Here is a 15,977-nt window from a genome sequence, read left to right on the forward strand (position 1 = left end):
TAAATATAGTGAATAACATTTAAAACGTCGGCAAAATGACTTCCGAGGCATTATGGCATTCAAAATGAAAAATTGTATTTAATACAAACAACATACTAACATCATAATTTAAAGGTGAACATATGGAAGCAGAATACTTAACCGTATCTCAAGTCAATGCCTACATCAACAAAAAGCTGAAATATGACCCTGAACTGAAAAACATTCATGTGAAAGGCGAGATATCCAATATCAACATCTATAGAAGCGGACATATCTATTTCACACTAAAAGACGAGTCCTCTCAAATCTCGGCAGTGATGTTCAAAGGCATGAGGAGATTCCTGAACTTCGAACCTAAAGATGGCATGAAAGTAATCGTCAAAGGTAAAGTAGAAGTTTACGAAAAAAATGGAAAATACCAATTATACGCCGCCCGAATTACTGAAGACGGAATCGGGGCACTATACGAAGCTTATGAGAAATTAAAGAATAATCTCCAAAAAGAAGGCTTGTTTGACGATGAGCACAAAAAGGAAATACCAAAATATCCCAAAAAGATTGGAGTCGTTACGGCAGAAACCGGAGCTGCAATAAGGGACATAATAACAACAATCAAAAATAGATATCCATATTGTGAAATACTGGTCTTTTCAACACTTGTTCAGGGAAATCAGGCAGCGCCCCAAATTGTACGACAAATAAAACATGCACAACAATATGACATCAATACCCTCATTGTTGGACGTGGAGGAGGAAGCATAGAAGATTTATGGCCATTTAATGAGGAAATCGTTGCAAGGGCAATTTATGACTGCAGAATTCCGACAATAAGTGCAGTGGGACACGAAGTCGACCATACAATAGCCGATTTTGTAGCGGACAAAAGAGCACCTACCCCAACAGGAGCTGCAGCAATTGCCGTGCCTGACATTAGGGAAGTTGAATTGAAATTGAATCAATTAACCGATAGATTAAATAAAAATATTGGTGACATGATTAGTCAAAACAGAATGAAATTAGATAATATTTCTCAAAAGCAAATATTCAAAAATCCCGAATCGATTTATGAGATAAAAGGGATGAATCTAGACACTATTGTAAATAAGCTAGAGTTTACCTCTAAAAAAATAATATTGGAAAACAGGAATAAACTGTTCCGGCTCGAGAATAAAAATATCCTAAAAAATCCAGAAGAGATACTTAGAATAAAAAAAGAAGCATATTTGAAAAACATTAACAAATTAGAAGTTCTAAATCCTCTTTTAACATTGAAAAGAGGATATACTCTAACAAAAATAGAAGGAAAAGTAATATCTTCAGCAAAAGATGTGAAATCCGGAGATGAACTTGACGTTGAATTTGATGACGGAACAATAAACACCAGGGTGATATGAATGGAAAACTTAAGTTTTGAAGAAAGCTTAGAAAGATTAGAAGAAATTGTGAAGAAATTAGAAAACGGCGATGTGCCATTGGATGATGCAATTGATGAATTCGAAAAAGCAATGCAATTAGTCAAGGTATGCAATCAGAAATTATCAACTGCAGAAGAATCAATTGCTAAAATCGTTCAGGACAATGGGGAAATAGAAGACTTTAATGTCAAATAAACAAAATAGGCGATTGTTTAACCTAATATAATAATATTCCAGAATGGATAGGTAATTGAATACTATATTACTTCACCTAACCGCCCAATGTAATGTAGACTATTTATTTTTCCTTGACCATGCCCCGGAAATAATTGCAACACAGGCAATGATTGTTATGCAAATCCAAAATATATCGCTCATATTATTATCCTCCCTAATGATAATTAATACTTATTATATTGAAAGGAATATTTAAATTATATTATTAATGAATTTTTCCGCAAATTCTATCGAATCTGATTAAATGGTCCCATAATAATAGAATATTCTGAATCAATCAAAATAGCTTATCCAATATTCCAATAACTTTCTAATCGGAAAACTTTTGCAATTCTTGACAATTCTATTTGCTAAAACCAGAGCATTTTCCTTTTTAATCAAGCCGCAATCAACCTCATCAATCAAATTCAGAACAGAAGTGGCAATAGCAACATTATCCTGTTTTTTCATGTCCTTCTGCAATAGCTTAATGAATTCCTCTTTATCATAATCCAGATTATCATAAAACTCATTAATGTCTAAAGTGAATCTATTCAACCTGACCAGAACATTTGATTGTGACCTGGAAGAGATCCAAACCTGCTTTTTAATTGCCTTCTTTACTGATTCGATTACTGCACCGGCTATCAGCTCACCTAATTTTGAATGCTTGCCTGCATTCGTTAATGCATCATCAGATTCCAAATTAGAAAAAACGCATAACCCATCTGTTCCTGTCCCTGTTGCATAACCGTTGGAATACTGTGATGGAATTTTTAAGTCGTTTAATGCGACCGTTTTTGCTTCGGTAGCGGTCATGAATGCTTCAAGCAACGTTTCATGACCTAAATTAGCATTGATTAGAATAATCGTATTTATTGTTCCGAATTTCCCATTTTCTTCAAAAAATGATGCTGGATCGCCTGCTTTTACTGCATTGGTCCTGACTCCTGCAGTCGTAATGGCCACAACCTCCAGATTTCTGTAGGTTTTGGTTACAATACTTGCATGATTCATCTTGGCAAGAGTAATCAAACCGGTGGTGTAGTTTGAGTCAATATTTAATGACCAGCATAGCTGATTTAAATAATCGCCGACATCATGATTTTCCAGATAATCAATGTTTTCCTGTGACAAATGATGATTGAAAACGCTTTTGAAATTTGAAGAGAATCCTCCATTTAGTTTGGAAGTGGAGATTCCATTGCGTTTAACATTAAACTTAACAAAAATAGTGTCCTTCAAGTAATATACTTCATCATTTAGTGAAGTTATAAAAAAGAGTCTGTCTTTCATAAAAATAAAAAAAAGAAAAGAAATTATAAAAATTTCTTTATATTTACATCATTGGAGGCATTCCTCCGCCCATTGCAGCAGGGTCCATACCCATGTCTTCAGGGCCTTTAGTAGATGCAATTACATCATCAATTCTTAAAATCATTTCAGCTGCTTCAGATGCAGATTGGATAGCTTGTTTTTTGACACGTTTAGGTTCGATTACACCAGCTTCTTTCATGTCTGCAACTTCACCAGAGAATACATCTAATCCCATGTAGAAAGAGTCTTCTTGTGCTGCTCTTAAATCTACCAAGGAGTCAATGCTGTCTAAACCTGCGTTTTCAGCTAAGGTTTTTGGTACGATTTCTAAAGCTTCTGCAAATGCGTTTACAGCTAATTGTTCTCTTCCAGAAATAGATTCTGCGTAGTCTTTGAGTTTTTTAGCCATTGCAATTTCAGGAGCTCCTCCACCAGCAACGACTTTGTCGTCTTCTACAGTAGCTGCAACTACACCGATAGCGTCTTCGATTGCTCTTACGATTTCATCCACGATGTGTTTGGTACTGCCTCTTACGAATAAGGTTACTGATTTTGCACCGCTGCATTCTTCAACAAAGATCATGTCTTCACCGGAGATTTTTCTTTCTTCTACAACTCCAGCAATACCTAAATCTTCTTCAGTTAAGTCATCTAAGTTAGTGATGACGTTTGCTCCAGTAGCTCTGGATAATTTTTGAATGTCAGATTTTTTAACTCTTCTTACAGCTAAAACACCAGCTTTGGATAAGTAATGTTGTGCTAAGTCATCAATACCTTTTTGTGCGAACAATACGTTTGCGCCAGCACCGACAATTTTATCCACCATGTCTTTGACCATTTTTTCTTCTTGTTCGATGAAAGCTTGCATTTGAGCAGGGTCAGTGATAGTGATTTCAGCATCCATTTCAGTTTCTTTAACTTCTAATGGAGTGTTGATTAATGCGATTTTAGCATCTTTGATTTCAGATGGCATGCCTGGGTGTACTCTTTCTTTGTCTACGATTACACCTTCAACTAAGTTGGATTCTTCAACAACAGCTCCATCTTTTTTCTCGATTTTAATGTTGTCGATGTCTACACCATCATCATCTGCTACTGCTTCTACAGCATCAACGATTAATTTTGCTAATGGTTCACGTGCTGCTTCGGTTCCTTTTCCAGTCATAGCAGTCATAGCTACTTTCAATAATACTTCAGAATCAACATCTTCGATTGCGATTTCATCTAAGATTTCTTGTGCTTTTTCAGCTGCTTTTCTGTATCCCATAGCTATGATGGTTGGGTGAATGTCAGAGTCAAGTAATGTTTCGGATTTTTTCAATAATTCACCAGCGATAATTACTGCAGTGGTGGTTCCGTCTCCGACTTCGTCTTCTTGGGTTTTTGCCACTTCTACAAGCATTTTTGCTGCTGGGTGTTCAATATCCATTTCTTTTAAGATTGTAACTCCGTCATTAGTTACAACAATGTCACCAAGTCCGTCGACTAACATTTTGTCCATTCCTTTAGGACCTAAAGTAGTTCTTACAGTTTCAGCTAATACTTTACCAGCTAAAATGTTATTTCTTTGTGCATCTCTTCCGACAGACCTGTTAGTACCTTCCGGTAAAATAAAAATTGGTTGTCCTTGTGCCATTAATAATCACCTTTTTTTAATTTTCAAATAATTAGATCAGTTTATAATATCAACATGAGAAAATAAGTTATAGTGTTGACTAAACCTTTCTACTTATTACATGAGTTTAAGGTTATATAAATACTTTATGGTATAAAGTAAATTAAAGTAAGAAAAAGAAATTACCGAGAAGAGGGGCTGAAAAAACCATCACAATAATGGCATTTTCACTTGATTATATTAGTGGAATAAAATTAAAACATCGAAATTATCATTGGAAACTTACATTATATTAAAAGCAAACTAAAAAAATAATAAGATTGATGATGATATATAGATGCACTGGAAAAAAATTAAAAATAAAAAAAGTTTTTGAGAAATTAATCTCAAAATATAGACTCAGAATAACCCCATTAAAGGAATTGAATGTAGGTAAGATTACCTACGTTGTTGTTTTTTCTCTAATCTGAAAGGTGGTGTCCTTTCAATAGTATCATAAGCTTCTTGTTCATCTTGAAGTTCATTAAAGAAAGCATTAATTTCTTCCAATCTTTTAATTTTGTCATTTTTCCTATTCAATTCATTTTGAAGGTTAAGATATTCTTCACGAGGGATAGTTTGCTGTTTTAAATATCTAAGTTCATTTTCTTTTGAATTGAATTCGGATTGAAGGGAAAGGAATTCTTCACGAGGGACAGTTTTCTGTTGTAAATATTCAATTTGAGTATTTTTTGATGCCAATTCATTTTCCAATCTATTTTGAAGGGAAATGTATTCATCTTTAGGGATAGTCTGTTCTTTTAGAGTATTAATTTGATTATCCAAATTAACCATTTCAGTTTCGAATTGGGTCTGGAGATTATTATAATCTTCTTTAGGGATAGTTTGTTCTTTTAGATTGGTAATCTCACTGTTCATTTCATTGATTTTTGCTTCGAACTGATTTTGAAGATCCAAATACTCTTCTTTAGGAATAGTCTGTTCTCTTAAAACATCAATCTGAGTGTCTCTTTGAGATATCTCATTATCTTTTAAAACAAGTTCATTATTCTTAAGCTCAATTTGTTTTTCAAGCTCCATAATTTGAGTTTTAGACTCGACATTATTTTCCAATTTGATTACTTTGATTTTATAATCATCGATGGTTCTTGAAAGCACATTGATTTGAGCATCTCTCTCAGCGACACTTTTATAGGATTCGTTTAATCTTTCGTTGACATCTGCCAATTCCTTTTTCTTATATTCTCTTAATTGATCAGCAAAATATTCTTTAATTTCATCAAGGGAATTATTAACATAATCCAGTTCGTAGATTCTATCCTCTTGATTTTTGATTAAACTGTCCTTTTCCTCTAATTGTCTTTTTAGAAGATTTATTTCATCTTCTGCTTTGAATTTAATAACAGAAACTTCTTTTTCTTTATCTACAATGTCTTTTTCGAGTTCTCGAATCCTTTGGGGAGTGTTATCGTTACATCGCTCCACTTCAAGTTCAGTTAAATCTAATTTTAACTTATTAAGCTCTAATAGGCAAGACCGAATTAAAGATTGTAGAGTATCTTTTTCAGCATCAATTCCTATTTCCATTCTATCCCTTAGTTTAAATTTTATCCCAATATCGTATTCAAATTATTGTATATTTATGAATTTGAAAACTCCGATATATTGTACAATATAATTCCTTGCTATAAATTATTTATTTTATACTATTTAAATTAAACCCTTAAACTATCCTAAAAATGAAAATAAAAACAATAAGAAAAAAGATAGAAAAAACAAAAAAAATTAAAAAAAATAAGAAAAATAAATTGATAAAATTAGAGTATTTTATCATTAATTAATTCAGCATTCAATATTGAAGCTCCTGCAGCTCCACGAATAGTATTATGTCCAACAAGAACATATTTAAAACTATTATCAAATGCTTGGTCCTTTCTCAACCTACCAACAGTAACAGCCATACCATTACCTGCATTTCTGTCCATTCTTGGTTGAGGACGGTCATCTTCTTCTTTGACAATGACTGGATTTTCAGGAGCAGAATACAAATTTAATTCTTGTGGCAATCCTTTGAAATTTACCATACTATCTTTAACATCCGCAATGTCAAAGTCATCATCTAACTCCACAAATACCGCTTCAGTATGACCATCAATTACAGGCACCCTATGACATGATGCACTTAAACTGAAATCTGCATCAATTACATCAGTCCCATCAAAAGAACCTAACAGATAGAGGGATTCAGTTTCCATTTTTTCTTCTTCCTGACCAATATATGGAACAAGATTATCCACAATAGCCATTGATGGAACGCCATTATAACCTGCACCAGACACAGCTTGCATGGTTGAAACTCTAACAGATTTTAAATCAAAATTATCCACTAATGGTTTCAATGTCAAAGCTAAAGCAATAGTTGAACAGTTAGGGTTGGTGACAATGAATCCATCCCAATTATTTTCCTTTTGTTGAGCATCAATCATGTCTAAACACTTAGGATTGACTTCAGGAATCACCAATGGAATATTTTTCTTCATCCTATGTGCGCTAGCATTACTTGCAACAACATACTCTTTAGCGAAATCTTTTTCGACTTTTAGAGCGAAATCAGCTGGGAGAGATGAAAATACAATATCCACATCGTTATCCATTGCATCGGGATTAGTTTCTACAACCTTAATATCCTTAACGGATTCTGGCATCTCTTCATTCATATACCAAGTTGTAGCATCCTCATATCTTTTTCCAGCAGAACGAGAAGACGCTGCTAAAGCTGTAATTTCAAAATCCGGATGGTTTTCAAGTAATTGGATAAATCTTTGACCTACCATCCCAGTTGCACCGAGTACTCCAACATTTACCATATAACTCACCTATTCTAATCCTAAAACATCATTCATACTACTTACAATACCTTTTTCAGCAGATGGAATGTATCTAATAGCTCTAATTACACCAGCAATAAATACTTCCCTAGTATGGGCCTGGTGTTTAACTTCCAATCTTTCACCATCACCGACAAACATTACGGTGTGGTCTCCAACAATGTCTCCACCACGGATTGCATGAACACCGATTTCATCAGGAGTTCTTTTACCAACCAATCCTTGTCTACCGTAGACTCCAACTTCATCAGTATCACGGCCAAGCTCTTCAGCTATTACTTCAAAAGCAGTCATGGCAGTTCCTGATGGAGCATCCTTTTTCTGATTGTGATGAGCTTCAATAATCTCAATATCATAATCGTATAAAAGCGGAGCTAATTTCTTTAAAGTATTGAAAAATACATTAACTCCAATAGACATGTTTGATGAAATTACCGCAGGGACATTATTGTCTTTAACGTTTTTAATGTTTTCCGCCATCTGATCATCGCTAAATCCAGTAGTTCCAACAACAACACCTACGCCACATGAGGTAGCCACTTTGATGGTGTCAACTGCGGCATGAGCGATTGTGAAATCAACCAATACATCAGCACCGGAAGCTTTTAAAGCCTTTTCCAAATCTTCAGATCCAACAATTTCAACGCCAAGTTCATCAATTCCGGCCTGAAGACCGGCGTCTTTACCCGCAAGAGGAGTGTTTGGCATTTCAATAGCTGCAACTACTTCCATGTCGTCTTGTTCTGTAATTTTTCTAATAATACCAGAGCCCATTCTACCTGCAGCTCCAGTGACTGCTACTTTAATCATAATAATACCAACTTAAATTAAATCAGAATCTTTTAACGCTTTTTTAAGAACTTCTAAGTTTTCTTCTTTCATTTCACATAATGGTTGTCTGAGAGGTCCTGCAGGAAGTCCCATCAGATTCATTGCAGTTTTTACAGGGACAGGATTGCTTTCTATAAACAGGGCCCTTATAATATCGAGCATCTCATAGTGAAGTTCGAATGCTCTTGTATAATCATCATTTAAAATACTGTTAACCATTAGGGACATTCTTTTTGCATCAATATTTGCAGATGCACTGATTACACCAGTTCCGCCAACAGCCATTATCGGCAATGTTAATGAGTCTTCACCGGAAAGGATGTTGAAGTCATCCTCAAGATTTTCACGGGAAAGTGCCTGGTAAATATCAGATACCTTATCAACGCTACCGCTAGCCTCTTTAATAGCTTCGACACCATCAACTTTAGCCAATTCGACTGCAGTTTCTACTGCAATGTCAGAGCCGGTACGTGATGGAACGTTGTATGCTATGAGAGGAATATCACATTTCTCAGCAATTGTGCTGTAATGTTCCACTAATGCGTGCTGTTGCGGTTTATTGTAATATGGAGTGATTAACAATGCAGCATCAGCACCAGCATCAACGGAAAATTTAGTCAAGGACAATGCTTCTGATGTGGCATTGCTGCCTGTTCCGGCAATAGTCTGGACTCTGCCATCAACTTCATCGACTAAAATTTCAATTATCCTTTGATGCTCATCATGAGAAATAGTGGCTGATTCGCCCGTGGTTCCTGCACCAACTAAACCGTCAACACCTTGATCAATTAAATAATTAATGTTTGACCTAAAACCTTCTTCATCGATATTTTTTTCTTTATCAAATGGAGTTACCATTGCAACGTAAGTTCCTTCAAATTTCATTCTAAAACCTCATTAACTAATTTGCATGCTCTTTTACCATCTTTCCAATCAACAAATAATACGACTGCTGTTTGAGAGGAAGTAATTTCAACTATATTAATGTTATTTTTTCTAAGTGGTTCGGTAATGCCTGAGATAATACCTGGAGTTTCAATAATGTCAGGACTGACCAAAGTAATCATTGCTGTGTCTCTACCTAAAGAGAGAGAACTTAATACTTCAGTTTCAACCACTAAATTATGTAAAATATGATATGCCTGTTCTGCATCCTTCTTATTAACAAATGTTGTGATTGAATTTTGACCTGCAGAAATTCCAAAAATATTAATATCATTTTTAGCAAGACAACCGGTTAAATCGGCCAGCAGCCCTACTTTTTTAAGCATTGCTTCTCCAACAAGAACAATAAGTGAAATAGGATCCTTGTAAAGGGATACGGATTTTAAAATATCTCCTTCAAAGGGTCCGGTAATACGGGTACCCTTAGCTTTTAAATCGCCATGAGCGAAATTGATAATTTTTGCACTGATTAATGGATCTTTATATTTTAATGCATGGGGATGTAAGACTTGTGCACCATGAGTAGCTAAATCTCTCATTTCTTCAACTGTTATCTCCTCCAATAATTCCGCTTCCTCGATTTTATTAGGGTCAGTTGACATTACGCCATCTACATCAGTGACAATTACAACTTCATTTGCATTTAAACAATGTCCAATTAAAAATGCTGAAATATCACTTCCGCCTCTTCCTAAAGTGGTGATTTCTCCACTAGGTCCTTTTCCTAAAAATCCACAAATGACTGGAATAATACCTTGATTTACAAGACTTTCAATACCGTTGATTTTCTTGTTAGTTGTGTTAAAATCAATTTTAGCTTCAAGAGAATTAGAATCAGTTACAATCGGCCATAATTCATTATAAGGATCAATAAATTCGGATTTTACGCCTAAAGATTCAATAGTTGCTGAGAATAATCTAGCACTAGTTAATTCACCCATAGCCATAATCTCTGCCTTCTGCTTGTCTGTTAATCCAGTTCCAATTGCGTCATTGGATAGACCAATTAACTCGTCAGTAGTCTTGTTAACTGCAGAAACTACAACTACTACCTGATTGCCTTTCATATACTCATTTACAACGGACTGCGCCGCTTTTTTAATTCTGGAACCGTCTCCTACCGAGGTTCCACCGAATTTCGCTACTATTAAATCCATAAATTCACCTATTTCATAAAAACTATTAAAAGTTTCCCATATTTTTGAGTTTACAAAAATATTAATTTATATTTATATCTAATCATATTAATATACTTTAATTAAAATAATGCCTATTAAAATGAAAATACTGAAAAATTAAAATTAAAAAATTTATACAAAAAAAGAAATTTCCAAAAACAGATTAAAAAATTTTAATAAAAAAAAGTAGTAAGAAAATATGAAAAAAGCTTATTCTTGGGTTTGTTCAATCCTTACAAGCCTTGTAACATATCCTGCAATTTTATTTCTTAAATGTTTAGTACTTACAGTAGAGTATTCTTGTACTAATTTTTTATTTTCCTCAAAATCAGTGGTGAAAACTCCTTTGTGAGTTTCAATAAGTTCTTTTGCTAAACGTTTAACAAATGAAGTTCTAATATTGCCCATCAACATTCCTCCTTAAAATTTTTTCTTGCTCATTTTTATTTAAAATAGTCAGCATGTCCACTATTTGATCAATAATATCAACATCAAGACCCAATTCTCTACAAAGAGTATCTATTTTCTCATGAACTATATCCTCCCTACTTTCATCAAAAATAGGCATACCGAGATACTCTTTAGAAAGTGCAATATCTTGTGCTAAAGCTGTTCTTTGATAAATCAAATCAAATAATTCATTATCAATTTCATCAATGCGATTTCGGGATTTTTCGAGAAGTTCCTCAGCTTCCTGCTTATTGCTAATAGATTTAATCTCATAATCACTTGTCAAAAAATCACCAAATTGATAACAATGATAATAATATAATTTATTAGCATCATAGTATATAAACTATATGTTTCCAATCAAAGAATGGAACAATAATTTAAAAGTGATTTCATCATAGATAGCGATTTTGAAACTGACCCTGAAACTATAGTACCGCGAGGGGCTATAACTTCGCAAGTTACTGCTGGAATGCCTTTCAGACTAACAACATCCTCCAAAGCTCCAGGATATTCCACCCCTGCTTCATTGTATATCAAGCATTTTACATTGCTTTTTTTAGCAATATATTTTGCAATGGTTGCACTTTCGCCAGTCGGGTTATATGTTCCCATGGCAACATTCTTTCCGGGAACGCCTCCAGGCTTGGTGCAGTGGAAATCGCCATAAGCATCACATTTATATTTAACAATCAATTGCACTGTCTTATACGAGATTGTTCCTTTCACATTTGCATTCCTATTTAATTTAATATTATAATCTCTGACATTTTTTTCAGTGGCTTTTGGATGCATGAACGGCATTATGTAAACAGTTCCATTAATTGGATTGGATTCCAAATGTTTAATTAGTTTTAATGCTGCAATCTGTGAGGACAACTCATTTCCATGAACTCCTGCAGTGATGAAAACGACTTTTCCGTTTCCGCCCTGAAACTTAACGACAGGAGTTCCTGATTTTGCAAGATAAACCATTTTTCTAACTAAAGCAGAATCTGGAAGATTGGCTTTTATTTTTTTATTTTTAGTGACAACCCCACCGGAATTCCACTTATAATTTATATAGGAATAAGCGTTTTTGACTTTGAAATTCTTCTTGCCGGAAATTCCCCCAGAAGAATAAGTCACTGGATAATTTCCAGCGCTCAAGTTTAGGTATATCTTAGCTACACCACTAGAGTTTGTAAAAACATTGTAAACCTTGTTATTCACTTTAAATTTAACTGACTGGTTTTCTATTGCTTTTCCTTTCTTATCTAAAACCGTGACTTGGAATTTGGTTGGATTTCCATAGGTGGCTGTGACATCTTTTGCAGAAATTTTTGAAACCGCATTGTTGGTTTTTTTATCTGTTGAAGAACCGGATAAATTATAATAACTGCTTGAAGCTTTCAAATCATTGTCTGGAATTTCAATTGAACTGGAAACCGAATCGTTAGCTGCAGCTAATGTGGAATTGCATGAATCAGGATTTACATCACTGGCATTGACCGCCGATAGTGATATGACTAAAAAAAATAAAAAAATTATGAAGTAGTATCTCTTCATATTATCGAATTAAATTTCAATAAATGTTTCATCATGTTTAGAGAAATATTTACTGATTTTGTTGTCACTGTATTATGTGGAAGGACTACTTCACAAATTACGGCTGGAATGCCTTTTTTATTAACATTGTCCGCTAATGCACCAGGATATTCCTGACCTGCATATTTGTACAGCCGTTTATTTACATTACAATTTTTATAGATATACTCGGTTAGCGCTTCACAATCTTTTGCAGGGCTTCTTGATCCCATCACGATATTTTGACCCGGTGCTCCGCCAGGCTTTGTTGTGTGGAAATCCCCATATGAATCACATTTAAGTTTTACCACCATATTCACAATCTTATTAGAGACAGTTCCAGGATTAGCGGCTACACGATTGAAATCCTTATCTGTGAACCTAACCTTTTTGGAGATTGCTTTTACATTAACGAAAGGAATAATGTAAACAGTTCCGTTAATCGGATTCTCAGTCATATATTTAATCAATTTCATTGCAGCTACTTGGGAAGACAACTCATTACCGTGAACGCCTGCAGTCAAGAAGACAACTTTACCTGACCCTCCTTTAACTGTCAATAAAGGAATGCCTTTTTTGGTTGCCGCTACAGCTTGTTTAACCCAGTAATTATTAGGCATGTACTTTTTGATTAGCGGCGCTTTAGTAACATCTCCCTTAAGGCCCCAATATAAAATTTTCATTGTGATTTTATTGGTGACAGTGTATTTGTTTTGACCGCGCATATCATCAAGAGAATAGCTAATCATGTATTTTCCAGAGTCATAATTCAGATACAAGGCAGCATAACCTTTAGCATCAGTTCGATTATTATATACTCTATCTCCAACTGTGAATTTCACATTAGCTCCTGAAATTGGATTTCCATCATTATCCAAGACCTTAATAGTGTATTTCGCCCAAGTACCGTATTTAACTTTTATGTCTCCAGAAGAAGTAATTTTATATGAATATAAAGTAATATTCCGTGTAACTGAAGCATTGCCGTATTCGATGAAAATTTGATAATCGCCTGCACCTAAACGAATAGGCAATTTACCCTTTCCATTTTCATCAGTGCTGATTGAATAAGCTATACTGTTAAGTATTACTGTAACGTCATCAACTGAAACCCCCTTACCATTTGAGTCCAGAAGTTTAAAGGTATAAACTGGGTTTGCATTATAATAACAAGCATAATCATCAGCTTGAATAGTTATATTTTGTGTGGAATTACCCTCAGTAGAATTACCCTCAGTCACATTACCAGAAGTAGAATTATCATCATTGAAATTACCCTCAGTCACATTACCAGAAGTAGAATTATCATCATTGAAATTACCCTCAGTCACATTACCAGAAGTAGAATTACCCCCAGTAGAATTATCATCTACATCAGTAGTTTCATTAGAATCAGAAATAATTGTGCTGATGTCACCATCATCACAGAAAATATCATCATTAGTACTTTCCATTACAGAATCAGTGAAATTATCTGATGCTGAAACAGATGAAATACTAACAAATAATATTAACATTAATATCATCAAACGTTTCATATCATCACACAACCTTTATTGTCAACATTTGTTTCTATAATTTTTCCATCATATTTACTCCAACATTCTTTAACATCATCAATTGACTCTTCATCAACGATTGCAACAAATGAAGAGCCAGTACCAGATAATCCGGAAGCAATAGCTCCTGATTGAAGGGCATCAACAGCTATTGTTGAATCAAATCCTAAAGTTGCGGAATAAATTAATCCATTTAAATTTAATGCTTTAAAATAATTTTTTTGCTTTGCAAATTCAAAAGCGGTTTCAACCAGAGGCGCTAACAATTTCATTCTTTCAGGGTCTGAATCACCTGATTTCGAATAGAAATTAGGCATATATACTAAAATAGGATGTTCTTCCATTTTTTCTTTTACAATGAACTCCCTGTTTTTATTATCGGTCACTACAACCCCTCCGAAATAGGAAGCTGTTGCATCATCAAAAGAGCCGGTTATTGTAACTCCCGCATCCAGCGATGCATCAATTGCCATGTTAATTGTTTCCAAATCATCAAGAGGAGCTAAATCAAATTCCTCGCTGATTATTGAAGATACAACTTTAACGATTGCATTAGATGAGGCGCTGCTGCTTGACAGTCCAGATGCCATCGGTAAACTAGATTGTGTTTTCAAATCAACTCCAAATTCATTTTTATCAATATTATAATGCTTGAACACCTTTTCGGCACACAAATGCATTAATCCAGTATCTGCTCCAACATCATTGGAGCAAGTAATCGAATTACTTGTTGATTTGGCAATGCATCTAATATCCAAACCAATGCCGAATGCTGAACCAAAGCCAGTTGCAATAGCATTAATGATTGTTGCCGAACCTGGAGACCTCACAGCTTTTTTCATTATTTAACCTCATCATAAGGAATATCCACTTTTGAAAATATCTTGGCCCTGCTTCTTGCATTTAATGATAAAGCCACCCTATACTCCTCATCATTAATTACCTTATCGATTGCGCTTGCAATTGAAGAAACTTTGTTAGGATTGATTAAAAGACCCACATCTTCATTAATAATTTCGGTTATTCCTCCCACATCACTACCGATTACAGGTTTACCGCATGCTAAAGCTTCAATTAAAACTATGCCAAAACTTTCAGAAAAGGAAGGTAGTACCAAAACATCACAACTAGGAATAATGTTTTCCACATCATTTCTAGACCCTGTGAATATCACATCACGGACGTTTTCGTCCTCAACTTTCTTGTTAAGCTTTTTATATAAAGGCCCATCACCTACAATGACCAGATAATAATCACTGTTTGCAATCTTTTTAGCTTCAATCAAAGACTCGACATTTTTCCTTCTAATCAGATTACCTACGAAAAGCACGATAGGCTTGTCGACCAATTTGTTTTCTTGTTTGAAAGAATCATTCTCCTTTAAAGAAAACTTATCAATGTCAACGGAGTTCCAACAAATTGAAGTTTTATCGGAAATGCCGGTAACACCAGTGGCAATAATTTCATGTTTTAAAGCATTGCTTACCGCAAAAACGCGATCTGCTTTTTTTAATACATTTTTAATAGTGGAACGCATCAATGGTTGTTTCTTGTATACTTCAAACATTTCAGATCCATGTGCAGTAACATAAGTTTTTATGTCATGCTCATTTCCAACTTCAACAGCAGCAGCTCCTGCAGGGAACAGGTAATGACCATGAATGATGTCAATGTCAACTTTTTCCAGAAGGTTTTCTAATGCTTTTTTAGCATTCTTTTTAAACATTAAACCTCTGACGCCGGGAATGTTTAGTCCTTTAGTTCCAATCACATGTATCCCATCAATATCTTCAATATTCTTATGGGGATATGTGATTACATAAACCTCATGTCCCTGCTTTACAAGTTCCTTTGATAAAGTATGAATATGAACACCTACACCACCCACATGAGGCGGGAACTGGCCAACCATAGCTATTTTCATAAATTAAAATCTCCACTAATTATATTATTATTTAGTGATGTTATTGTTTAAATAAATATCCGAAAATTAGAAAAATTCTTTAATAAAAAAA

General features: G+C 34.5%; 15 protein-coding genes. 2 read left to right on the plus strand and 13 right to left on the minus strand.

What is annotated here, in order from left to right; genetic code table 11:
* Positions 1-122: 122 nt before the first annotated feature.
* Both xseA and xseB read left to right on the plus strand, forming a co-directional pair.
* The gene (xseA, locus tag IJE64_RS03035; RefSeq protein ID WP_292781859.1) at positions 123-1,376 is read left to right on the plus strand and encodes an exodeoxyribonuclease VII large subunit; all 1,254 of its coding nucleotides are present in this window, start codon (positions 123-125) and stop codon (positions 1,374-1,376) included.
* Positions 1,377-1,592 carry an exodeoxyribonuclease VII small subunit gene (xseB, locus tag IJE64_RS03040; RefSeq protein ID WP_292781862.1) on the plus strand — a complete coding sequence of 72 codons (216 nt, stop codon included), beginning with the start codon at positions 1,377-1,379 and terminating at the stop codon, positions 1,590-1,592. It abuts the gene before it with no gap.
* Between the two features lie 315 nt (positions 1,593-1,907).
* On the opposite strand, the gene IJE64_RS03045 is transcribed toward xseB, so the two are convergent.
* The 13 genes from IJE64_RS03045 to IJE64_RS03105 all read right to left on the minus strand — a co-directional run bounded on the left by IJE64_RS03045 (position 1,908) and on the right by IJE64_RS03105 (position 15,886).
* On the minus strand, positions 1,908-2,909 hold the full coding sequence (locus tag IJE64_RS03045) for an adenosylcobinamide amidohydrolase (RefSeq protein ID WP_292781865.1): 1,002 nt from the start codon (positions 2,907-2,909) through the stop codon (positions 1,908-1,910).
* A 43-nt stretch (positions 2,910-2,952) separates the two neighbouring features.
* The gene (thsA, locus tag IJE64_RS03050; RefSeq protein WP_292781867.1) at positions 2,953-4,566 is read right to left on the minus strand and encodes a thermosome subunit alpha; all 1,614 of its coding nucleotides are present in this window, start codon (positions 4,564-4,566) and stop codon (positions 2,953-2,955) included.
* Positions 4,567-4,983: 417 nt separating this feature from the next.
* Positions 4,984-6,132: a glycosyl transferase gene (locus IJE64_RS03055; RefSeq protein ID WP_292781869.1), complete on the minus strand. Its 1,149-nt coding sequence runs from the start codon at positions 6,130-6,132 to the stop codon at positions 4,984-4,986.
* Between the two features lie 230 nt (positions 6,133-6,362).
* A complete protein-coding gene (gene asd / locus IJE64_RS03060; protein ID WP_292781871.1) occupies positions 6,363-7,412 on the minus strand; it encodes an aspartate-semialdehyde dehydrogenase in 1,050 nt (349 codons plus the stop codon).
* 9 nt (positions 7,413-7,421) lie between these two features.
* Positions 7,422-8,243 carry a 4-hydroxy-tetrahydrodipicolinate reductase gene (dapB, locus tag IJE64_RS03065; protein WP_292781873.1) on the minus strand — a complete coding sequence of 274 codons (822 nt, stop codon included), beginning with the start codon at positions 8,241-8,243 and terminating at the stop codon, positions 7,422-7,424.
* A 12-nt stretch (positions 8,244-8,255) separates the two neighbouring features.
* Positions 8,256-9,149: a 4-hydroxy-tetrahydrodipicolinate synthase gene (gene dapA, locus IJE64_RS03070; RefSeq protein ID WP_292781875.1), complete on the minus strand. Its 894-nt coding sequence runs from the start codon at positions 9,147-9,149 to the stop codon at positions 8,256-8,258.
* Positions 9,146-10,366, minus strand: coding sequence for an aspartate kinase (locus IJE64_RS03075; protein WP_292781877.1), 1,221 nt, complete (start codon positions 10,364-10,366; stop codon positions 9,146-9,148). The genes dapA and IJE64_RS03075 overlap by 4 nt, the downstream gene beginning before the upstream one ends.
* 231 nt (positions 10,367-10,597) lie before the next feature.
* Complete coding sequence (locus tag IJE64_RS03080) at positions 10,598-10,795, minus strand: 30S ribosomal protein S17e (RefSeq protein WP_292781879.1); 198 nt, start codon at positions 10,793-10,795, stop codon at positions 10,598-10,600.
* A complete protein-coding gene (locus tag IJE64_RS03085) occupies positions 10,782-11,123 on the minus strand; it encodes a chorismate mutase (protein WP_292781881.1) in 342 nt (113 codons plus the stop codon). Before IJE64_RS03085 ends, IJE64_RS03080 begins: the two co-directional genes overlap by 14 nt.
* Before the next feature lie 74 nt (positions 11,124-11,197).
* Positions 11,198-12,385, minus strand: coding sequence for a succinylglutamate desuccinylase/aspartoacylase family protein (locus IJE64_RS03090; protein ID WP_292781883.1), 1,188 nt, complete (start codon positions 12,383-12,385; stop codon positions 11,198-11,200).
* Complete coding sequence (locus IJE64_RS03095) at positions 12,382-13,941, minus strand: succinylglutamate desuccinylase/aspartoacylase family protein (RefSeq protein ID WP_292781885.1); 1,560 nt, start codon at positions 13,939-13,941, stop codon at positions 12,382-12,384. Before IJE64_RS03095 ends, IJE64_RS03090 begins: the two co-directional genes overlap by 4 nt.
* Positions 13,938-14,804 carry a shikimate kinase gene (locus IJE64_RS03100; protein ID WP_292781887.1) on the minus strand — a complete coding sequence of 289 codons (867 nt, stop codon included), beginning with the start codon at positions 14,802-14,804 and terminating at the stop codon, positions 13,938-13,940. The genes IJE64_RS03095 and IJE64_RS03100 overlap by 4 nt, the downstream gene beginning before the upstream one ends.
* Positions 14,804-15,886, minus strand: a complete 1,083-nt coding sequence (locus IJE64_RS03105; protein ID WP_292781889.1) for a glycosyltransferase family 4 protein — start codon at positions 15,884-15,886, stop codon at positions 14,804-14,806. Before IJE64_RS03105 ends, IJE64_RS03100 begins: the two co-directional genes overlap by 1 nt.
* Between the last annotated feature and the right edge of the window lie 91 nt (positions 15,887-15,977).

It is taken from the genome of Methanobrevibacter sp. (genome assembly GCF_017409525.1).
GTDB lineage: Archaea > Methanobacteriota > Methanobacteria > Methanobacteriales > Methanobacteriaceae > Methanocatella.